We start from the raw sequence: 21,291 nt of genomic DNA, 5'->3' as shown, positions 1-21,291 counted from the left end.
ATGAACATGAATTCAAGTGTCTCCAACTCAAGCGTCTCCATCAGGGATCTGTCGCTGAATTTCGGTGCGGTCAGCGTCCTCAAGGACTTGAACCTCGACATCAACGACGGTGAATTCCTGGTGCTGCTCGGCTCGTCCGGCTGCGGCAAGTCGACCTTGTTGAACTGCATTGCCGGCCTGCTCGACGCTTCGGAAGGGCAGATCTTCATCAAGGGCAAAAACGTCACCTGGGAAGAACCGAAGGACCGCGGCATCGGCATGGTCTTCCAGTCCTATGCGCTTTATCCGCAGATGACGGTTGAAAAGAACCTTTCCTTCGGCCTTCGCGTCGCCAAGGTGCCGCAGGCCGAGATCGACAAACGCGTGGCGCGTGCCTCCGAAATCCTGCAGATCCAGCCGCTCTTGAAGCGCAAGCCGGCCGAGCTTTCCGGCGGCCAGCGCCAGCGCGTGGCGATCGGCCGGGCACTGGTGCGCGATGTCGACGTCTTCCTGTTCGACGAGCCGCTGTCCAACCTCGACGCCAAGCTGCGCTCGGAATTGCGTGTCGAAATCAAGCGCCTGCACCAGTCGCTGAAGAACACAATGATCTACGTCACACACGACCAGATCGAGGCGCTGACGCTCGCCGACCGTATCGCCATCATGAAGAGCGGCATCATCCAGCAGCTCGACGATCCGACGACGATCTACAATAAGCCGCGCAATCTGTTCGTTGCCGGCTTCATCGGCTCGCCGTCGATGAACTTCCTGCACGGCGAGCTGGTCAAATCGGGCGACGGCATTGCCTTTTCCGCCAACGGCGTCATTTTCTCGCTCGCCGCCTACGACGCCAGCGAGACGCTGCAGCCCGGCCGCAAGGTGGTGCTCGGCGTTCGCCCCGAGCACATCAAGGTCAACGAAAATGCCGGCGGCGAAGAACATGACGCCACCGTCGATATCGAGGAGCCGATGGGCGCGGACAATCTTCTGTGGCTGAAACATGCCGGTCACACGATGTCGGTACGCGTCAACGGCGCGCGCCGCTTCAATGTCGGGGCCAAGGTGAAACTCAACTTCGACATGACGGTCGCCTCGGTCTTCGATGCCGAGAGCGAGTTGCGACTTTAGAGAGTTCTGTGGATCGAGGCCACTAGCCGGAGCGAGTTTGACGAAAAGGCCAACCCCGCTCTCCGTCATCCTCGGGCTTGACCCGAGGATCCATGCCCGCTGCCGCAGGTGGATGCGGTGTAGATCCTCGGGTCAAGCCCGAGGATGACGGAGAGCGGGGTGGGCGGATGAGGAGAAAAACGAAACGTCTCTGACGAACGACTAGGTGAAGGCCGCCGAACGGTGACATTTGCCCTTCCTTCAAGACCACAATCCTTTTCAAAATCGGAAACGATATCGTGACGCAACAATCGACCACCTCCAACATCGACCTTTCCGGTTCGTGGCAGCTCGCCTCCGTCGACGGCGAGATTCGCGCCGCGATCATCCTGCCGGGCGACGTGCATACGGCGCTCCACCGCGCGAGCCTGATCCCCGATCCCTATTTCGGCCGCAACGAGGAAAAGGTGCAGTGGGTTGCGACGCGTGAATGGGCGGTCGAGCGCAGCTTTCCGCTTCCGGAGGTCGAGGGCGATTGGTATCTCGATATCGATTATCTCGACACGGTCGCCAGCGTCTACGTCAATGGCTTTCTGGCGCTCGAAGCCGACAACAGCTTCCGCCGCTACCGGCCCGATGTTTCCAGCATGCTGAAATCCGGCGATAACGTCATCCGTATCGTCTTCGCCTCCAACCCTGCTGTGGGCGCGGAACGTCAGAAGAAGCAGCCTTTCTATATTCCCTACAGCACGGGCAATTCGCCGATCCCGGACGGCAACATGCTGCGCAAGCCGCAATGCCATTTCGGCTGGGACTGGAATATTGCCATTGCGCCGTTCGGCCTCTACGGCACGATCGCGCTGAAAAAACTCGAGACCGCGCGCATCGAACATGTGGTCACCCGCCAAACTCATAATTTCGACGGTTCAGTCGATTTGACGGTGACCGCGACGCTCTATTCCAAGAGGCCAAGCGTTGCCCAGGTCTATTTCGATCTCGATGGCGAGCGCGTGCGGCTCGATGTCGGGGTCCATGGCGAGACCCATGTCAACCATCTCTTCCATATCGACAATCCGCGCCTATGGTGGCCATCGGGCAGCGGCGAGCAGGCGCTCTACAGCCTGTCCGTCGAATTGCCGACCGATGAGGTGACGAAGCAGATCGGCCTTCGCACCATCGAGCTGATCACCACGCCGGATGCATCCGGCAGCCGCTTCGCCTTCAAGGTCAACGGCCGCGAAATCTTCTGCCGCGGCGCCAACTGGATTCCGGCCGACGCGCTGTTTTCGCTCTCTTCGCCGGGAAAGACCGAGGACCTGTTGCAATCGGCCAAGGCCGCCAACATGAACATGATCCGCGTCTGGGGGGGCGGCTTCTACGAGCAGGATCATTTCTACGATCTCTGCGACCGTCTGGGCCTGATGGTCTGGCAGGACTTCATGTTCGCCTGCAATCTTTACCCCTCGACCGACGATTTCCTCGACAATGTGACGATCGAGGTCGCTTACCAGGTGCGGCGGCTCTCCTCGCATCCCTCGATCGTGCTTTGGTGCGGCGACAACGAGCTTGTGGGAGCGCTCACCTGGTTCGAGGAATCGCGGAAAGACCGCGACCGCTATCTCGTCTCCTACGACCGTCTTAACCGCACGATCGAGCAGGCGGTGAAAAAGGCGCTGCCCGGCGCGCTCTGGTGGCCGTCGAGCCCGGCTTCGGGCTATCTCGATTTCGGCGATGCCTGGCATGCCGATGGCTCCGGCGACATGCATTACTGGTCGGTCTGGCACGAGAACAAGTCGTTCGACAATTATCGTTCGGTGCGGCCGCGCTTCTGCTCGGAATTCGGCTTCCAGTCCTATACCTCGCTGCCCGTCATCAAGACCTATGCCGAGGAGAAGGACATGAACGTCGCTTCCCCGGTGATGGAGCTGCACCAGAAGAATGCCGGCGGCAATGAACGCATCGCCGGCACGATGTTCCGCTATTTCCGTTTCCCCAAGGATTTTCCGAACTTCGTCTATCTCTCGCAGATCCAGCAGGGGTTGGCGATCAAGACGGCGGTGGAATATTGGCGCTCGCTCAAACCCCATTGCATGGGCACGATCTACTGGCAGCTCAACGACACCTGGCCGGTCGCCTCGTGGTCGAGCCTCGACTATGGCGGCCGCTGGAAGGCGATGCATTATCTCGTCAAGCGCTTCTTTCAGCCGGTCGCGGTCGCCGCCATTCCTTCCGAGGACGGCAAGACGATCCGCTTCTCGCTGGTCAACGACACGCTTGCTGATGTCAGTATCGATCTTTCGATCTCGGCTCTGACGATGAAGGGCGAACGCCTGCACCTGAAAGACGTGCAAGCCGTGTGCTCGCCGGATGCGGCGGTGACGGCGGCGAGCATCGACGTCTCCGACATTCCCGCCGACACGCTGCTTGCCTGGCATTTCACCGCGTCGAACGGCATGGGCGGCGAGGGACATTATGTCAACGGCACCTATAAGGCGCTGGAATTGGAGCCTTCGGGCCTGACGGTCACCCACGACTATGTCGAGGAGAGTGGCGCGATCGATATCAACGTCACCGCCAGGGGACTTGCGCTCTTCGTGATGATCGAGACGGAGACCGACGGCAAATATTCCGACAACGCCTTCGATCTTGCGGCCGGTGAAAGCCGCCGCATCACCTTTATTCCGGCACGGCCGCTCGATCGCGGCGCGTTTCCGGAGTTCCGGTTGTATGACCTGCATTCCTGCCAGTCGGCGGATTGATCTTTGCAAGAATGGGCACGAGGCCCAAGGAGAACATGATGACGAAACTCAGCTACCAGCTTTATAGCGCCCGCAACTTCCAGCCGTATTCGGCTATTTTCGAAAAGCTTGGCAAGGCAGGTTATGCCGAGGTCGAGGGCTTCGGCGGCATCTATGCCGATCTCGACGATGCCGGCCTGAAGAGCCTTCGCGCCGATCTCGACAAGAACGGCCTGGTCATGGCGACCGGTCATTTCAGCCCCGATTTCCTGGAGAAGGACGTGCAGAAGTCGCTGAACATTGCCAAGACTCTCGGCATGGATTCGATCTATGCGCCGCATCTGGCCGCTGACCAGCGCCCCACCGATGCCGACGGCTGGGTCGCCTTCGGCAAGCGCCTGCAGGAGATGAGCAAGCCCTACAAGGATGCCGGCTATGAATTCGGCTGGCACAATCATGACTTCGAATTCTTTAAGCTGCAGGATGGCTCGCGGCCGATCGAGCGCATCTTCGAAGGCGCGCCTGACATTTCCTGGGAAGCCGACATCGCTTGGGTCATCCGCGGCGGCGCCGATCCTTTCGCCTGGGTTGAAAAGCTCGGACCGCGGATCACCGCCGTGCATGTCAAGGACATCGCGCCGGCCGGCGAAGCGACGGATGAAGACGGCTGGGCCGATGTCGGCCACGGCAAGGTCGAGTGGGCGAAGCTGATGACGGCGTTGCGCGCCACCAAGGCCAAGCACTTCGTCGTCGAACATGACAACCCGAAAGATATCGACCGCAATATCAGCCGCTCGATTGCATCCTTCCAGACTTATTGAGGCACATCATGACCAGGGAACTTGGCGTCGGCATCATCGGATGCGGCAACATCTCCACCACCTACTTTTCGCTGGCACCGCTCTTCAAGGGGCTGAAGGTGCTCGCTTGCGCCGATATCAACGTCCAGGCGGCCGAGGCGCGCGCCAAGGAATATGGCATCAAAGCGCAGACGATCGACGCGCTTCTTGCCAATGACGAGATTGACGTCGTCGTCAACCTGACGATCCCGGATGCGCATTTCCGAGTGTCGAAGGCGATCATCGAGGCCGGAAAACACGTCTATTCCGAAAAGCCGCTGGTGCTTTCGCTCGAAGAGGGCGAAGAGCTTCGCCGCATCGCCAAGGCAAAGAACCTTGCGGTCGGCTGCGCGCCCGACACTTTCCTCGGCGGCGCCCATCAGCTCGCCCGCAAGTTCATCGACGACGGCGGTATCGGCCGGGTGACGTCGGGCGCCTGCTACGTGATGAGCCCCGGCATGGAGATGTGGCATCCGAACCCGGATTTCTTCTTCCTGCCGGGCGGCGGCCCGATCCTCGATCTCGGGCCTTATTACATTGCCAACCTGATCAACCTGATCGGCCCGGTCAAACGTGTCGGCAGCATGACCTCGATGGCGTCGCCGACCCGCACCATCACCAGCCAGCCGCGCAACGGCGAGATCATCCCGGTCAAGACGCCGACGACGATCCAGGCGCTGCTCGAATTCGTCAACGGCGCCACCGTGACGTTGACGGCGAGCTGGGATGTCTGGTCGCATCGCCATGCCAACATGGAGCTCTACGGCACCGACGGCTCGCTCTACGTGCCGGACCCGAACTTCTTCGGCGGTGTCGTCGAGGCAAGCGGCCGCGACAAGGAGATCAAGCCGCTCGACGCCTGGGAGCATCCGTTCGGCAAGATCAACCAGGAAAGCCCGAACGGATCGCGCGCCAATTACCGCACTGCCGGTCTTGCCGACATGGCGATGGCGCTGATTGCGGGCCGCGACGCACGCTGCTCGCTCGACCGCACGCTGCACGGCGTCGACGTTATGACCTCGATCCTGAAATCGGGCGAGGAAGGCCGTTTCATCGACCTGAGCACGACCTGCACCCAGCCGGCCGCGCTCGGTATCGAAGAGGCGCAGGCGTTGTTGAAGTGATAGGGTGATGCCCGGGGTCTGCCGGGCGCCCGTCCAACTCGTCATCCTCGGCCTTGTGCCGAGGATCTGCAAACAGCGCGGTAGATGTTCGGCATGCGGCCGAGCGTGACGAAAGTACAGGGTGTTCGCCAAAATCGCCTATGGTGTATGAAGCAGGCACTCGCGGAACATCAAGACCGATATTTTTGCAGGAGAGTTTTATGAGCTGGCAACCAGCCGCAGACCGTTATTCGAAAATGAAATATAACCGCACGGGCCGTTCCGGCCTGAAGCTGCCGGCCGTCTCGCTCGGCCTATGGCACAATTTCGGCGGCGACACGTCGCATGACCGAAAGATCGACATGTGCCGCACCGCCTTCGATCTCGGCATTACCCACTTCGATCTCGCCAACAATTACGGTCCGCCTCCCGGCAGCGCCGAGACTGCTTTCGGCGAGATCCTGCGCACCGAATTTTCCGGGCTTCGCGACGAACTGATCATCTCCTCCAAGGCCGGTTACGACATGTGGCCGGGACCCTATGGCGAGTGGGGCAGCCGAAAATACCTGATCGCCTCCTGCGACCAGAGCCTGAAGCGCATGGGCCTCGACTATGTCGATATCTTCTATTCGCACCGCTTCGACCCGGAAACGCCGCTCGAAGAAACCTGCGGCGCGCTCGATTACATTGTTCGCTCCGGCCGGGCGCTCTATGTCGGCATCTCCTCCTATAATTCGCAGCGGTCGCGCGAAGCCGCCGCGATCCTCAAGGATCTCGGCACGCCGTGCCTGATCCATCAGCCGAGCTATTCGATGCTCAATCGCTGGGTCGAGGACGACAGGCTGCTCGATACGCTCGATGAGGTCGGCATGGGCTCGATCGTGTTCTCGCCGCTCGCCCAGGGCATGCTGACGACGAAATATCTCGGTGGCATTCCCGAAGACAGTCGCGCTGCGCAAAACCATTTCCTGAAGCGCGATTTCATTCGCCCTTCGATCATCGACAATATTCGCAAGCTCAACGGGATCGCCGAAAGGCGCAGCCAGACGCTGGCGCAAATGGCGATCGCCTGGGTGCTGCGCGGGGGACGCGTGACCTCGGCGCTGATCGGCGCCAGCCGCTCGTCGCAGATCGTCGATTGCGTCAAGGCGCTGGATAATCTGGAATTCACGGCTGAGGAGCTCGCGGAGATCGATGTTTATGCCCGTGAGGCGGATATCAATCTGTGGGCGAAGTCGGCGGAGCGGGAATAGGGCAGGTCGAGGTAATTTAAGACCCGGAGTTCGGGCAGTCTTTTGCCACACCCTCCCTCATCTCTGTGTTCTCAGGGCTTCGCCCGAGGGATGTCACAGAGATCCAGCCAGCCCAAGTCCTTGGGTTGGAAAAACTCTTCTCGCCGCGCAGACGCGCGGCGGTTGGATTCCTGTGACGAGCACAGGAATGAGGGTGGGGAGGCGAGATAACCGCCTTCATCTGACGTACGTACCACAGCAATAGTCTAGGAGGAGGCCGCACCTATGATCCGCAATCCCATCCTGCCCGGGTTCAACCCCGATCCGTCGATCTGCCGCGTCGGCGCGGATTATTACATCGCCACCTCGACCTTCGAATGGTATCCCGGCGTGCAGATCCATCATTCGCGCGACCTGGTGAACTGGACGCTGGTGCGCCGGCCGCTCGAGCGCCGATCGCAGCTCGACATGCGCGGCAATCCCGACAGCTGCGGCATCTGGGCGCCCTGTCTTTCCTACGCCGACGGGCAGTTCTGGCTGGTCTATACCGACGTCAAGCGTTTCGACGGCAGTTTCAAGGATGCGCCGAACTACATTGTCACGGCGCCCTCGATCGAGGCCGAATGGTCCGATCCCGTCTATGTCAATTCCTCCGGCTTCGATCCCTCGCTGTTCCATGATGACGACGGCCGCAAGTGGTTCCTCAACATGCAGTGGAACCACCGCACCGAGAGCTATGGCGGTTCGCCAAAATCGCCGGCCTTCGATGGCATCCTGCTGCAGGAATGGGACCCGGCGACAAAGGTGCTGAAAGGGCCGCTCAAAAACATCTTTGCCGGCAGCCCGCTCGGCCTCGTCGAGGGCCCGCATCTCTTCAAGAAGAACGGCTGGTATTATCTGACCACCGCCGAGGGTGGCACCGGTTACGACCACGCCGTCACCATGGCGCGCTCGCGCAACATCGACGGACCCTATGAGATGCATCCGAACATGCATCTCATCACCTCCAAGGACCATCCCGGCGCGGTGCTGCAGCGGGCAGGGCATGGCCAATATGTCGAGACATCAGACGGTGAGGCCTATCACACCCATCTTTGCGGCCGGCCGCTGCCGCCGAAGCGGCGCTGCACGCTGGGGCGAGAGACGAGCTTACAGAAATGCGTCTGGCGCGACGACGACTGGCTCTATCTCGAAAATGGCACCTCAGTGCCCGATGTCGATGTGCCGGGTCTCTTTAATGCCATGCCTGCGGAAAAACCGATGCGCAGCGAATACAGCTTTGACGGCGGCGCGCTGCCGGCCGATTTCCAGTGGCTGCGCACGCCCGAGCCCGCGCGCATCTTCAATCTGACGGACCGCCCCGGCCATCTCAGGCTGATTGGGCGCGAAAGCATCGGCTCCTGGTTCGAGCAGTCGCTGGTCGCCCGCCGACAGGAGCATCACAGCTTCCGCGCCGAGACCGTGGTCGAATTCTCGCCCGACACCTATCAGCAGGTGGCAGGGCTGACGCACTACTATAACCGCCATAAATTTCACGCCGTCGCGGTAACGCTGCACGAGACACTCGGCCGTTGCGTGACAATCCTCTCCTGCAACGGCGACTATCCGAACGGACGCCTGAGCTTCCCCGCCGAAGGCGGTGTGGCGATTGCTGCCGAGGGCCGCGTCCAGCTCGCCATGGAAATCCGCGAGAACGACCTGCAATTCTTCTGGCAGACCGAAGGCAAGGGCGCCTGGCAGCCGATCGGCCCGGTCCTCGACGCCGGCGTGATTTCCGACGAAGGCGGACGCGGCGAACACGGCTCGTTCACCGGCGCTTTCGCCGGTGTGTTTGCTTTCGATACGTCAGGGCGAGGGAAGGTCGCGGATTTCGACTGGTTCAATTATGACGAGTTGTGAGGGGGAACCGCCGCTGCACCCGCCCTCGTCTTTCGAGGCTCCGGCCTTTGGCCTACGCCCCAGCCCAAAAAAAGAAAGCCGGCGCGGGGCCGGCTAAGACGAACGCGGCTGAACAGGGGATGCTCGCCGGTTCCAAGCACTTCGTGACTGAACAATAACTTTCACTACATGCCGAGGCAGCGGAAAAAGGGTGCAACGAGAACACCCGGAGACGGCTCCGCAAAGGGGTGGGCGGCGGGGCGGATGCCGGTGCTGGCCTCGGCTTTCTTATCGAACATGAAGATCACCGGATGATGACATCCGAAACCGGCTGCGGCCTTTCTTTTCGCCGAAGGGAGCAGCGCGTGGCAAAGACCCGATGCTGGCTGTGTCAGCCGGCCGGCTGCGTCAACGGCCGTGGTGTTAGCGGGGCGCGAATGCTGTGTTCACGTCTTCAAGGATGTCAAAGCGTCATGAAGGGCCTATATAGCGGGCCGAAGTAACACTTAAGAATCCGCAAGAGTATCGCATGGCCCCCATTATTTCCGTTCAGAATCTCACCAAGACCTACGCCAATGGGTTCGAGGCCCTGAAAGGCATCAACCTCGACGTCGAGAAGGGTGAGATCCTGGCATTGCTCGGGCCAAACGGCGCGGGCAAGACGACGTTGATTTCGATCATCTGCGGCATCGCCAATCCGAGCGGCGGCAAAGTGCTGGTCGCCGGCAACGATGTCGTGAAGGATTTCCGCGCCACCCGCGGAATGATCGGGCTGGTGCCGCAGGAACTGACCACCGATCAATTTGAGACGGTGTTCAATACGGTCAGCTTTTCGCGCGGGCTGCACGGCAAGAAAGCCAATCCCGCTCATATCGAGAAAGTGCTGCGCGCGCTTTCGCTCTGGGACAAGAAGGACAACATGCTGCGTCAGCTGTCAGGCGGCATGAAGCGGCGGGTGTTGATCGCCAAGGCGCTTTCGCATGAGCCGGATATTCTCTTCCTCGATGAACCCACAGCCGGTGTCGACGTGACGCTGCGCAAGGATATGTGGAATGTCGTTCAGGAGCTTCGGGCCTCCGGCGTCACCATCATCCTGACCACCCATTATATCGAGGAGGCCGAGGAGATCGCCGACCGCGTCGGTGTGATCAATGGCGGACAATTGCTGCTCGTCGAAGACAAAGCGGCGCTGATGGCCAAGCTCGGCCGCAAGCAGCTGATCCTCGATCTTACCGAGCCGCTCGAGCGGCTCCCGGAATGTTTTGCCGGCAACGGACTGACGCTGGAAGCCGGCGGCAGCCGGCTGACCTACGACTTCGACGCCGACAACGAGCAGGAGAGCATCGCCACGCTGCTGACCCGGCTCGGCGAAAACAATATCCATTTCAAGGATCTCTCGACGCGGCAGAGCACGCTCGAAGACATCTTCGTGGCGCTGGTAGGAGCAGACAAATGAACGTCGAGGCGATCAAATCGATCTATTTCTTCGAGATGGCGCGCACGCGGCGCACGCTGCTGCAAAGCGTCATCTCGCCCGTGATTTCGACCTCGCTCTATTTCATCGTCTTCGGTGCTGCGGTCGGCTCACGCATCCAGGAGGTGGAGGGCGTGTCCTACGGCGCCTTCATCACGCCGGGCCTGATCATGCTGACGTTGCTCGGCCAGTGCATCAGCAACGGCTCCTTCGGCATCTATTTCCCGAAATTCACCGGCACGATCTATGAGGTGCTGTCGGCGCCGGTGGCGATGACGGAAATCCTGCTCGGTTATGTCGGGGCGGCGGCGACCAAGGGGATGCTCATCGGCTTCATCATCCTCCTGACAGCCAATCTCTTCGTCGATGTCAGGATCGAACATCCCTTCATGATGATCCTGTTCTTCCTGCTGACGGCAATCACCTTCAGCCTGTTCGGCTTCATGATCGGCATCTGGGCCGGCAATTTCGAACAGCTGAACCTCATTCCCATGCTGGTCGTGCCGCCGTTGACCTTCCTTGGCGGCAGCTTCTATTCGGTCAATATGCTGCCGCCCTTCTGGCAGGCGGTCAGCCACCTCAATCCGGTGCTCTATCTCGTCAGCGGTTTCCGCTGGAGCTTTTACGGGATCGCCGATGTCAACCCGGCGATCAGCCTGGGGATGATCACGGTATTTCTGGTGGCCTGCCTCGGAACACTCGGCTGGATCTTCAAGACCGGCTACCGGCTGCGCAATTGATCGCTTCCTGAATAGCATCATCGGGAAAGCCGATGATGCTATCGGTTTCTCCCGTTTGTCTTCCGCTTCGACCCGAGGCATCTGCTCTCCCATTCAAATGGAGATGCGAGATGACTGAAATCAGGATCGAAGGTGCGAATGTGGTGATCGTCGGCGGCAGTTCGGGAATGGGACTGGCGCTTGCCAGGCGCCTGCTCGATGAGGGGGCGTCGGTGACGATCGCTGGGCGCAGCAAAGAGAGGCTTGCGGCGGCTTGCCGCCACCTCGACGACCATCCAAAACTCGGGACGTGCGCCGTCGATATATCGCGGGAGGAGGAGGTCGCGGCGCTGTTTCGGGATAGTGAACCGGTCAATCATATCGTCAGCACGGCCGCCGATATAGAAGGCGCCTATCAGTTGCTGCCGTCGATCGAGCTTGCTGCAGCGCAACGGGTAGTCGAGAGCAAGTTCTACGGGCCGCTGCTGCTGGCGAAATATGGCGCCGCCCATCTGCCGCCGTCAGGATCGATCACCTTTACGTCAGGTATCGCGGCCTATCGGCCGGCGGCGCGCGGATCGGTGGTCGCCGCCGTCAATGCGGCGCTTGAAGGTCTGGTCAGGGCGCTTGCCGTCGAATTGGCACCGATCCGTATCAATGCCGTGTCGCCGGGATGGGTGGATACGCCGATCTGGAGCGTTGTTGCTGGTGACGCCAAGCAGGCAACGCTCGACGCGATGGCGCAGCGCCTGCCGGCCGGACGTGTCGGCCAGCCGGAGGATATCGCCGATGCGATCCGCTTCCTGATCGGTAACGGTTTCAGCACAGGCACTATCCTGCATGTCGAAGGCGGGCATCGGCTGGTCTGACGGGTGAAAGGTGTTCGCTGGCCGATTGCAGCAGGAGGGTGAGCGCCTCTGGCTGAATGCGCCGGCGCCGCCACATCATCACCAGCGCGGCGGTCGGGGGGGCGCCCGGCCAGGGCAGTTCGACGACGTCGCTGCGCGCAGCGGCCGGGCCGACCGCAAGTCGCGGGACCAGACCGTAACCGGCGCCGGATGCAACGAGCCGGATTATCGTCGCGATGCTGTCAGCTTCCGTTACGATGAGCGGCGCAGTCACGCCCGCCTCGGCAAAGGCTGTATCGAAAAGGTAGCGATAAACGCAGCCGGTTTCGGTCGCGACGAAGGGTGCCGTGCTCAGCGCTGCGAGACTTTCAAATGCTGGGGCCTGCGAGCCGCGGCCGGCGATCAACACCAGCGGCTCGCTGGAGATATGGCGCGTCGCGAAGCGCTCGTCCTGCTGGCCGCGATCGAAGGTGAAGGCGACGTCGATCAAGCCGTGCTGCAATTGCGCACGAAGCTCGCCACTGCCGCCGATCTTGAGTTTGAGACCGAGGTCGGGGTTCTGCCTACCGAAGAGGGAGAGCCAGGGTGCCAGCTTTTCGGCGGCTATCGTTTCCAATGTACCCAAGGCGATTGATGTTTCGGCGCGGCCGGCGGCAACCCGGACGGCGGCTTTCGCCTCATCATTCAGCGCCAGGATCTCCTCCGCATAGGCCTTCAGCGCTGCCCCTGCCGGTGTCGGGGCGACGCCCTGGCGGGAGCGGAAGAGGAGTTCGACGCCGAGTTCTTCCTCCAGCGCCTGTATCTGGTCGCTGAGGCTCGATTGGGCGAGATTGACCTCGGCGGCGGCGCGGGTGAGATTTTCATGCCGAATCGCTGCAAGGAATGTCTTCAATTGTCGTGGATTCATCTGAAGCTCCGGTGGGCGCGCAGCCGCCTTGTCGCAGGATATCAACAAAGCGGAACCTGCTGCAACGCAGGAGAATTTTGGCGACGAAGGGTTCGTCTGTGTTGCGCCCCTCAGGCGCTGCTGACCAGCAGGGCGCCTGAGATGATGAGGAGGGTGCCGGCGCCGAGCTTCATTAGGTTCAGCTCGGCGGCTTCGCCGAGAAACAGGGCGCCGATTGCCAGCGTTACCAGCACGTTGCAGCTCCAGATCGGGGCGAGTTTCGAGACGGGGACGCCGTAAGCGAAGAGTGCAAAGCTGATGAGACCGGTGCCGACGGCGAAGCAGGCGCCCGCGGTGGCGGCAAAACCAAGACCTTCAGCCGTCCAGGGAGCCGGGCGCCAGATCAACGCGGCGACCAGGCCCGCAAGCGCGCAAGCGGTGCCGAAGGCAATCAGATAGACAGCTGAGCCGGTGGCGGCAGCTGCACTCTGTTTTTGGAAGATGGCGGTTACACCCCAGAAAATGGCGGGCAGAATACCGCCGATGACGATCGGCCAGAGTGAATTCATCGCGAACTCCTGTCGCACCCATGGATCAAGGCCTTCGCCTTACGCGAATGCCGGTCGAACATGCGGTGCCACCAGACTAGGAGTTTCTTTTTGCTCTTTGTGGTCTTGTTATTGCGCGTAAAGGTGACAGATCCGACCGCTGCCGTAAAGCCGAGGCGACGGTAGATCGTGAGCGCAGCGGCTTAGTCGCGCAGGCGCAGCTCGTCGGTCTGCATCTGCAGCGAGCCCAGCGTTTCCAGGAAGCTCATGCCGAGCAGACTCTGGTCGAGCCGGCCGTCCTCGGCGACGCTGGCTGCGACATTGTTGCGGACGATCGGGCCGATCGCCACCTGGTCGAGCGTGACGGGGGCTGCGCGGCCGCGACCATTGGCGGTCATGACGGTCATGGAATAGGTGAGGCGGGAGAGATCGATGCCGATCCGCTCGGCATCTTCGCGCGACAGCGCCACCATGCTGGCGCCGGTATCGACGAGCATCTGGATCGTTTGGCCGTTGACAGCGACATCGGCTTCGAAATGGCCGTTCAGCAGCTTGTGCAGGATGATCTCCTGGCCGCGTTCGCTGGTGGTGACGACGACGGCGCGGCCGGGAACGAGGCCGGCGAGCAGCCGGTTGCCGACGCCGAGTGCTTCCTGACGATAGAGATAGACCGTGACGAGCGCCAGGATGATCACCAGCCAGATCATCATCTGGCGCATCGTTTCGCCAATGCTGCGCCGGCTCGCCCAGATGCCGGCCGACAGCATCAGCGCGATCGGCAGCAGGTAGACGACACGGCCGAAGTCATCGCTCTGCAGGCCGAGGATCCGGCTGCTGTCATTGTTGACGATCAGCACGGCAAGGCCGAGGCCGATGACGACGAGGAAGACGGTCAAACGGATCATAAAGGCCGCTCCGGCCGGCCGGAAAGGCCTGTTTCCCCGTGGTTCGACACCGCGGCGGCGCCCGCAAGCCTTGCCGGCAGCAACGCCATGATCCGTCTTCTCTCGGTGTCGGAGTAGCTCACCCAGCTGCCGATTTCCCGAAGAGTCCGGCCGCATCCGGCGCAAAATCCGGTGGCTGAATCCAGGGAGCAGAGGTGAATGCAGGGTGTTTGCATGAGCGATATATCGGAGTTTCAAAGAGCCGTGGCAAGGGCGCAAAGGCTGGCGATCTCGCAAATTTGCTGCATTGCGCCCAGCGTGTCGCCGGTGTGGCCGGCAAGCTTGCGGCGGATGAAGGCGGTGAAGGCAAGCCCCGCGATGCCGGTGGCAAGCAGGCTTGCGACCAGCGGCCGCAGGCCGAAAGCAGGCCAGATCAGCAGCGCTGCAACGAGGCCAGCCGAAGCGAGCGCAATCTGCATCGCCGTCTCGTCCGGCTGGCCGGTCGAGGCGGCCACGCCATCGGCTTTTGCCGGCGGCAACCGCTGCCAGTGCCAGGCGATGGCGCCGCGGCTAAGCGCCGCGACGGCGGGAATGGCAAGGGCTGATGTGAGCGGCGTTGCGTGGCGGGCGATGGCGGCAAGTGCTGCGGCGCGGATCGCGAAGGAGAGGATCAGCGCTATCGCTCCATAGGTGCCGATCCGGCTGTCCTTCATGATGACGAGGCTGTGCTCGCGGCTCTTGCCGCCGCCAATGCCGTCGGCCGTATCGGCCAGCCCGTCCTCGTGCAGCGCGCCGGTGGCGAGAACCTGGATCGAAAGCGCGATCAGGGCCGCCATCAGCGGATCGGCATGCAGCCCCAAAAGCAGCAGGAGAGCAAGCGCGGGGACGAAGCCGATGACGATGCCGGCGAAGGGAAAAGCCCGCACCAGCCTACCGAGTCTGCCGTCATAGGCTTTGAACAGCGATTGCGGCATCGGAATGCGGCTGAGGAAGGCGACGGCGCGGGCGGTATCGACCGCAAGGTCCTTGATGTTCATTCTGCTTCGTTCTGCCGTAGGTTTCGGCTTATGGTCTCGGCTTATGGTCGCACCTTATGGTCACGGGGCGCTTTTGGAGTTGTTCGCCTCGTCGGCCCGCTTTAAGAGAGTTGCGACCCGCAAAGAAGCTGATTTGCTCGACGCAAACAAGTGGTTTGCGTGAAAACAAGAATACCCGGATTCATAGGAAAACCGCACAGATGAGCGTTTCAGGCCTGCCGTTCGACGATTTCCGTACCCTGCTTCGTGACCTGCCGGGGCCGGATGCCCGTGCGCTGGTCGCGGCGCGCGAACGTGACGCGCAACTGACCAAGCCGCCGGGCGCGCTCGGACGGCTCGAGGAAATCGCCTTCTGGCTTGCCGCCTGGACGGGTCGCACCCCTGCCGTCAACCGGCCGCTGGTGGCGATCTTTGCCGGTAATCACGGCGTCACCAGGCAGGGAATTACGCCGTTTCCGCCAGCGGTGACGCAGCAGATGGTCGAGAACTTTGCGGCCGGAGGGGCTGCGATCAATCAGATCTGTGTCGCCTATGATCTCGGGCTGAAAGTCTTCGATCTGGCGCTGGATTATCCCACTGGCGATATCACCGAAGAGGCAGCGCTTTCCGAGCGTGACTGCGCCGCGACGATGGCCTTCGGCATGGAGGCGATTGCCGGCGGCACCGACCTGCTCTGCATCGGCGAAATGGGCATCGGCAATACGACGATTGCGGCGGCGATCAACTATGCGCTTTACGGCGGTTCGGCGCGAGACTGGGTCGGGCCCGGCACCGGTTCGGCAGGCGAGATGCTCGAGCGCAAGATAGCGGCGGTGGAAAAGGCGGTGGCGTTGCATGGCGACCACCTCGATGATCCGCTCGAGATCATGCGGCGGCTCGGCGGCCGCGAGATCGCGGCGATGGCCGGGGCCATTCTTGCCGCCCGCATGGAACGCATTCCCGTGCTGATCGACGGTTATGTTGCGACCGCGGCGGCGGCAATCCTGAAAGCCGCCAACCCGTCGGCGCTCGATCATTGCCTGATCGGCCACGTGTCCGGCGAGCCCGGCCATTTGCGCTCGATCGAGATGCTCGGCAAGACGCCGCTTCTGGCGCTCGGCATGCGGCTCGGCGAAGGCACCGGGGCAGCGCTTGCCGCAGGGATCGTCAAGGCCGCCGCCGCCTGCCATTCCGGCATGGCGACCTTCGCCCAGGCGGGTGTGACGAATAAGCATTGATGCGGGTGGGCGACCCGCACGCGGGTTTGCTTGCGCCCGCCAAATCGATTGGGTACCTGCGGATCGGTCATCAAGGGAAGGCAAAGTCTTCCCAGTCTGCAAGAGGAGAGAGGCGCCTTGACGAAGCCTGCGGTGACGAAAGAGAACGGGTTTCGACATTTCACCGCCGCCGCCGGCTATTCCTGGGCGGGCTTCCTGCGTGTGCTGAAAGAGGCAGCCTTCCGCCAGGAACTCGGTTTCTTCGTCGTTTCGATCGCGACGCTCGCATTGGTCGGGGCGACTGCCGGCGAGATTGTCGTTGCGGTGGTTCTGTTCCTCGGGCTCTTTTCGATGGAGGCGATGAATACCGCCGTCGAGGAGGTGATCGACCGGATTTCGCCGGAGATCTCGATCGTCGGCAAACATGCCAAGGATCTCGGCTCCTTCGCGGTGACCTGCATGATCGCCGCCTGCTGCCTCTATTTCGGCTTCGTTCTCAGCAAGCACCTGTTTTTTGGTTGAATCAGGCAAAACTCTTGCGTTTGCGCGCGACGGCGTGAGCTTCTTCCACAGCCGGCAAGCTCTGGAGCACGCGCCTGGCGGGCAGGATGGCGATCACTTCGGTGCCCTCGCGCAGCTTCGATTTCAGCAGGAACTGTCCGTCATGCTTGGCAAGGATCGCCTGGACGATTGGCAGGCCTAGACCCGTGCCCTGCTCGGCGCTCTTGATGGCGATCGAGCCCTGGCCGAAAGCCGAAAGGACGACGGGGATCTCTTCTTCCGGAATGCCTGGGCCGTTATCCTTGATCGAGATGTACTGTCCGCCGCCGGCCGTCCAGCCGACCTTGACGTGGATTTCGCCGCCCTGTGGGGTGAACTTGACGGCGTTGGAGAGAAGGTTGAGCACCACCTGGCGCATCGACTTCTCGTCTGCCCAGATGGCTGGCAGCTGCCGTTCGAATTGATCCGAAATGGCGATGTTCTTGGCGCGGGCGCGCAACTGAACCATGCCGATGCAATCCTCGGTGATATCGAGGAGCGAGATCGCCTCTTCGCTCAGCTCGTACTTGCCGGCCTCGATGCGCGAGAGATCGAGAATCTCGTTGATGAGATCAAGCAGATGCTGGCCGGAGCGGTGGATATCGCCGGCATATTCCTTGTAGGTCGGATTGGCGAGCGGCCCCATGACTTCGGCCGACATCACCTCGGAGAAACCAAGGATGGCGTTGAGCGGGGTCCTGAGTTCGTGTGACATGGAGGCAAGGAAGCGTGACTTGGCGAGGTTTGCCTCTTCGGCGCGGCGGCGAGCCTCATCCGACATCGATTTCGCCACCTCGAGCTCGGCAATGAGGTCATCTTTCTCCGACTGGTAGGAGAGGATCCGGAGGTTCGACTTGAACAGCCGGTCGCTGATATAGTTGAAGAAGACGAGGGTGCTGGTGAAGAGCCCTGTCAGGCTGATTTCGAGAAGGTCGCGCGACAGGCCGCTCTTGGCGGCGAGCGCCAGGACCGCCGGCGCGAAGGCGGCGAGCACGGCAGGCGTCAGCATGAAATTCGACATCGCCGTGACGGAGAGCGCGATCAGCAGTGTCGCACCCTTATAAAGAGTGAAGCTTGACGGCTCGCAGCTGTCGCAGCCCTGCAGCGCGAATATGGCCCAGCAGCAGCCGAGCAGGAATTGGCCGAACAATAGCAGGCGCCGCCATTTGCGGGCGCTTTCGGGGGTGATCTCCCGCCGGCTCGCACGCCGCGCAAGCAGAATATTGCCGGTGTGACAGGTGAGCGTCAGCAGCGCCCAGAAGAGCAATTGCGTATCTTGGGTGAAATAAACGCCAAGCGCGGTGATGATGACGACGAAGAGCGGCATGATCGTCGCGCCCTGCAGCATCGACGCCACATACATCTTCAGCACGTCACGGTCGAAGGAGGAATTGGACGCATGGCCGGACTGAAGACGTTCGCGCGTCTGCCGCACGGCCTTGGAAACGGCCTTGTTGCGGTGGCTGCGCGACCTGTCGACGATAATCTTGTCGGTCGATGTGCTTACGCCGGTACTCATGTGCACGTTGAAACTTCATCCCAGGGTGGATAAGAGCTTAACCGGCAATTCTTAAGAAGATGTTTGCCATCTTTGCCAAGGATTTGTTTTTTAAGGAGGCAAAAGCGTGACATGGAGCCTGCGCCTGATTCGCGACGGCCTGACCGCTTTTGCCCTGCTGGCGCTCGTGGCGCTGATCGCCGCCAAGCTGAACGATGCAGCAAAAATTGAGCATGCCGGCGCTTTCCATGCCGCCGACGGCGATAGCCTGACTTCAGGAGGCGAACGTTTGCGCCTGGAAGGCATCGATGCACCGGAGCTCAACCAGAGCTGCGAACGGGCGGGTAGGGCTTGGGCCTGCGGTCGGGCGGCGCGCGAGGCGCTGCAGGGCATGGTTCTGGCATCGGGAACGCTCTGCCAGGGCAGCCGGCGCGACCGCTATGACAGGCTGCTTGTCATTTGCCGGAGCGGGGCGGGCGGCGACATCAATGCCGCCATGGTGCGCCGGGGCATGGCCATCTCTTATGGTGGATATGCCAGGGAGGAGACCGAGGCGAAGGCCGCGAAGGCGGGCCTGTGGGCCGGCACTTTCGAGCGGCCGCGCGATGTGCGCGATCATGCGCGCCAGGGTTCCGGTTTCGATGGCCCGTTGCGCTTTATCAGGCGGATCGTCGGGTGGGAGTGAAGCCATGAGCGACGAATTCGAGCTGGAGATGCTGCGGCGGGAGATCGCTTCCTGTCGCATCTGTCGTGACACGCCGGCGAAGGGCCTCGAATATCGGCTGCCGCACGAGCCGCGGCCGGTGGCGGTGATCTCGTCGAACGCGCGCATCCTGATCGCCGGGCAGGCGCCCGGGCTTCGGGTCCATGAGAGCGGCTTGCCGTTTGACGATGCTTCGGGCGACCGGTTGCGTTCATGGCTCGGCGTTGACCGGGCAAGCTTCTACGACCGTGACCGATTCGCCATTGTGCCGATGGGCTTCTGCTTTCCCGGCTATGACGACAAAGGCGGAGATCTGCCGCCGCGTCGCGAATGCGCGCCATTCTGGCGACGACGGGTGATCTCGGCGATGCCGCAGATCGAACTGGTGCTGGTCATTGGCCAATATGCCCAGGCCTGGCATATGGGGGCGGAAAGACAGGGCAATATGACCGAGACGGTGCGGGCGTGGCGCGACAGTCTTCTGTCCAACCGGTCGCCGGCGGTGCTGCCATTGCCACATCCCAGCTGGCGCAACAGTGGCTGGCTGAAGCGCAATCCGTGGTTCGAGACAGAATTGCTCCCGATCCTGCAGGATCGAACGAAAATGCTGGTTTCCTGAAACAAAATTCTTTTCGTCGCGCGGAATCGCGTTATACAAAGAAAATAATTCGAAAGGACTGTTGTGCGCATGGACCGCCTCGACCGAAAAATACTGCGTCTGCTGCAAGAAGATTCGACGCTTGCCGTGGCCGATCTCGCCAAGAAAGTCGGGCTTTCGACGACCCCATGCTGGCGGCGCATTCAGAAAATGGAAGAGGACGGCGTCATCAAGCGCCGGGTCGCCATCCTTGATCCTGAAAAGGTCAACACCAAGGTCACCGTTTTCGTGTCGATTCGCACTGCCACCCATTCGATCGAATGGCTGCGGCGCTTTTCCGAGGTGGTTGCCGAATTTCCCGAAGTGGTCGAATTCTACCGGATGAGCGGCGATGTCGACTATCTCTTGCGAGTCGTCGTGCCCGATATCGCAGCCTATGACGCTTTTTATAAGCGGATGATCGCCAAAATCGAGATTCGCGACGTCTCCTCCGCCTTTGCGATGGAGCAGATCAAGTATTCGACGCAGCTGCCGCTCGATTATATGCTTCTGGACAATGCCAAATCCAACGAGGATTGAATCCGCCGTGCGGCCTGCAGCCGCCCCGCCTGTCACGTGGGGGATTGGGCTGCCTCAGGCTATCCGAGCACAGCCGAGCACGCCGATCCGGTAAACGCTGCGCCGGGCAGAATGTGGTTGCGATTGCAGAAAAGCTCTGGAAATAGCGAAAAAACGCTTGAATCGCGCCACAGTTCTGAAAAATACATAGCCTGGTAACCAATACGAAGTTACGTTGAAGGTATCAGGGAGTGCTGTGCCATCATTTTGTCTCATTGGTATCGAATTCAGGACACTATGTTCTAGCCCGCTGCCTTGTATGTGTTGATTAGCCGGCGGTAGAGTTGCACACTTCACCAATATGTCCGACGGGGGTCGGTGGTGGAGAATTTGACAAATGGGGTGTAGTGTTTGCGGCTTGCGATGGAGGATTTCCGTCGCGGAGCCGTTTGGCATGTCTGTGGTTTAAATATTTGGAATTGTTGTATAAAAATCACGTTTCCGGTGAAAGTCACTGTCGGGGACCCATCCGGCGTGTATCGAGAATTGCCTGATAGGGCCTTGTATGTGATGACGGTTTGGCGGTTCGATCGATCCGCACGCCGAGATGGCTGTTCAAACTGGGCCGGCTTCAAATCGACTACCCGATTGGAAGCCAGCCCCGATCGACAAAGAAATGGATTGGTAAATGAACATCAGAATGGTTTTGCTTGCATCAGCAGCAGCATTTGCTGCATCGACGCCGGTTCTTGCAGCTGACGCTATTGTTGCTGCTGAGCCGGAACCGGTTGAATACGTTCGCGTCTGCGACGCTTACGGCACCGGCTACTTCTACATCCCGGGCACCGAAACCTGCCTCAAGATCGAAGGCTACATCCGTTTCCAGGTCAACGTTGGCGATCGGGTCGGCAATTCCGACACTCGCG

Annotated in this window: 21 protein-coding genes; 15 read left to right on the top strand and 6 right to left on the bottom strand. The window is 61.1% G+C overall.

The window, feature by feature from the left end; translation table 11 throughout:
• The 9 genes from GR197_RS18050 to GR197_RS18010 all read left to right on the top strand — a co-directional run bounded on the left by GR197_RS18050 (position 1) and on the right by GR197_RS18010 (position 11,938).
• On the top strand, positions 1-1,107 hold the full coding sequence (locus GR197_RS18050; protein ID WP_164011903.1) for an ABC transporter ATP-binding protein: 1,107 nt from the start codon (positions 1-3) through the stop codon (positions 1,105-1,107).
• 278 nt (positions 1,108-1,385) lie between these two features.
• A complete protein-coding gene (locus GR197_RS18045) occupies positions 1,386-3,845 on the top strand; it encodes a glycosyl hydrolase 2 galactose-binding domain-containing protein (protein ID WP_164011902.1) in 2,460 nt (819 codons plus the stop codon).
• 38 nt (positions 3,846-3,883) lie between these two features.
• Positions 3,884-4,645 carry a sugar phosphate isomerase/epimerase family protein gene (locus tag GR197_RS18040; protein ID WP_164011900.1) on the top strand — a complete coding sequence of 254 codons (762 nt, stop codon included), beginning with the start codon at positions 3,884-3,886 and terminating at the stop codon, positions 4,643-4,645.
• A gap of 8 nt (positions 4,646-4,653) precedes the next feature.
• On the top strand, positions 4,654-5,787 hold the full coding sequence (locus GR197_RS18035) for a Gfo/Idh/MocA family protein (protein WP_164011898.1): 1,134 nt from the start codon (positions 4,654-4,656) through the stop codon (positions 5,785-5,787).
• A 200-nt stretch (positions 5,788-5,987) separates the two neighbouring features.
• Positions 5,988-7,019 (top strand): L-glyceraldehyde 3-phosphate reductase, encoded by a 1,032-nt coding sequence (gene mgrA, locus GR197_RS18030; protein WP_164011896.1) that lies wholly within the window; start codon positions 5,988-5,990, stop codon positions 7,017-7,019.
• Between the two features lie 264 nt (positions 7,020-7,283).
• Positions 7,284-8,897, top strand: a complete 1,614-nt coding sequence (locus tag GR197_RS18025; RefSeq protein WP_164011894.1) for a glycoside hydrolase family 43 protein — start codon at positions 7,284-7,286, stop codon at positions 8,895-8,897.
• 508 nt (positions 8,898-9,405) lie between these two features.
• A complete protein-coding gene (locus GR197_RS18020; protein WP_164011892.1) occupies positions 9,406-10,332 on the top strand; it encodes an ABC transporter ATP-binding protein in 927 nt (308 codons plus the stop codon).
• Complete coding sequence (locus GR197_RS18015) at positions 10,329-11,090, top strand: ABC transporter permease (RefSeq protein WP_164011890.1); 762 nt, start codon at positions 10,329-10,331, stop codon at positions 11,088-11,090. The genes GR197_RS18020 and GR197_RS18015 overlap by 4 nt, the downstream gene beginning before the upstream one ends.
• A 110-nt stretch (positions 11,091-11,200) precedes the next feature.
• Positions 11,201-11,938 carry an SDR family oxidoreductase gene (locus GR197_RS18010; RefSeq protein ID WP_164011888.1) on the top strand — a complete coding sequence of 246 codons (738 nt, stop codon included), beginning with the start codon at positions 11,201-11,203 and terminating at the stop codon, positions 11,936-11,938.
• Here the strand turns inward: GR197_RS18010 and GR197_RS18005 are convergent.
• The 5 genes from GR197_RS18005 to GR197_RS17985 all read right to left on the bottom strand — a co-directional run bounded on the left by GR197_RS18005 (position 11,901) and on the right by GR197_RS17985 (position 15,272).
• Positions 11,901-12,824, bottom strand: a complete 924-nt coding sequence (locus tag GR197_RS18005) for a LysR family transcriptional regulator (RefSeq protein ID WP_164011886.1) — start codon at positions 12,822-12,824, stop codon at positions 11,901-11,903. The two genes, GR197_RS18010 and GR197_RS18005, sit on opposite strands and share 38 nt — an antisense overlap.
• Before the next feature lie 110 nt (positions 12,825-12,934).
• Positions 12,935-13,372, bottom strand: coding sequence for an EamA family transporter (locus GR197_RS18000; RefSeq protein ID WP_164011884.1), 438 nt, complete (start codon positions 13,370-13,372; stop codon positions 12,935-12,937).
• 182 nt (positions 13,373-13,554) lie between these two features.
• Positions 13,555-14,256, bottom strand: a complete 702-nt coding sequence (locus tag GR197_RS17995; protein ID WP_164011882.1) for a TIGR02281 family clan AA aspartic protease — start codon at positions 14,254-14,256, stop codon at positions 13,555-13,557.
• Positions 14,253-14,471 (bottom strand): DUF1289 domain-containing protein, encoded by a 219-nt coding sequence (locus GR197_RS17990; protein WP_164011880.1) that lies wholly within the window; start codon positions 14,469-14,471, stop codon positions 14,253-14,255. Before GR197_RS17990 ends, GR197_RS17995 begins: the two co-directional genes overlap by 4 nt.
• Positions 14,472-14,489: 18 nt before the next feature.
• Complete coding sequence (locus GR197_RS17985) at positions 14,490-15,272, bottom strand: adenosylcobinamide-GDP ribazoletransferase (protein ID WP_164011878.1); 783 nt, start codon at positions 15,270-15,272, stop codon at positions 14,490-14,492.
• Positions 15,273-15,472: 200 nt separating this feature from the next.
• On the opposite strand from GR197_RS17985, the gene cobT reads away from it, so the two are divergent.
• Both cobT and GR197_RS17975 read left to right on the top strand, forming a co-directional pair.
• Positions 15,473-16,489, top strand: a complete 1,017-nt coding sequence (gene cobT, locus GR197_RS17980; RefSeq protein WP_164011876.1) for a nicotinate-nucleotide--dimethylbenzimidazole phosphoribosyltransferase — start codon at positions 15,473-15,475, stop codon at positions 16,487-16,489.
• 117 nt (positions 16,490-16,606) lie between these two features.
• Positions 16,607-16,990 carry a diacylglycerol kinase gene (locus GR197_RS17975; RefSeq protein WP_164011874.1) on the top strand — a complete coding sequence of 128 codons (384 nt, stop codon included), beginning with the start codon at positions 16,607-16,609 and terminating at the stop codon, positions 16,988-16,990.
• Between the two features lies 1 nt (position 16,991).
• On the opposite strand, the gene GR197_RS17970 is transcribed toward GR197_RS17975, so the two are convergent.
• Positions 16,992-18,527, bottom strand: a complete 1,536-nt coding sequence (locus tag GR197_RS17970) for a sensor histidine kinase (protein ID WP_164011872.1) — start codon at positions 18,525-18,527, stop codon at positions 16,992-16,994.
• Between the two features lie 106 nt (positions 18,528-18,633).
• Here GR197_RS17970 and GR197_RS17965 point away from each other — a divergent pair, with 106 nt between their 5' ends.
• The 4 genes from GR197_RS17965 to GR197_RS17950 form a co-directional block, all read left to right on the top strand.
• The gene (locus tag GR197_RS17965; RefSeq protein WP_164011870.1) at positions 18,634-19,191 is read left to right on the top strand and encodes a thermonuclease family protein; all 558 of its coding nucleotides are present in this window, start codon (positions 18,634-18,636) and stop codon (positions 19,189-19,191) included.
• 4 nt (positions 19,192-19,195) lie between these two features.
• Entirely contained in the window at positions 19,196-19,828 is a 633-nt protein-coding gene (locus GR197_RS17960; RefSeq protein WP_164011867.1) for a uracil-DNA glycosylase family protein, read from the top strand.
• A gap of 69 nt (positions 19,829-19,897) precedes the next feature.
• Positions 19,898-20,386: an Lrp/AsnC family transcriptional regulator gene (locus GR197_RS17955; protein WP_007629545.1), complete on the top strand. Its 489-nt coding sequence runs from the start codon at positions 19,898-19,900 to the stop codon at positions 20,384-20,386.
• A gap of 667 nt (positions 20,387-21,053) precedes the next feature.
• The coding region (locus GR197_RS17950; RefSeq protein ID WP_204330276.1) for a porin at positions 21,054-21,291 on the top strand (238 nt) is incomplete at its 3' end.

This window comes from Rhizobium phaseoli (assembly GCF_010668805.1).
Lineage (GTDB): Bacteria > Pseudomonadota > Alphaproteobacteria > Rhizobiales > Rhizobiaceae > Rhizobium > Rhizobium phaseoli_A.
Note: the sequence above shows the minus strand (reverse complement) of the source record. Positions and strands in the feature narration are given on the sequence as shown.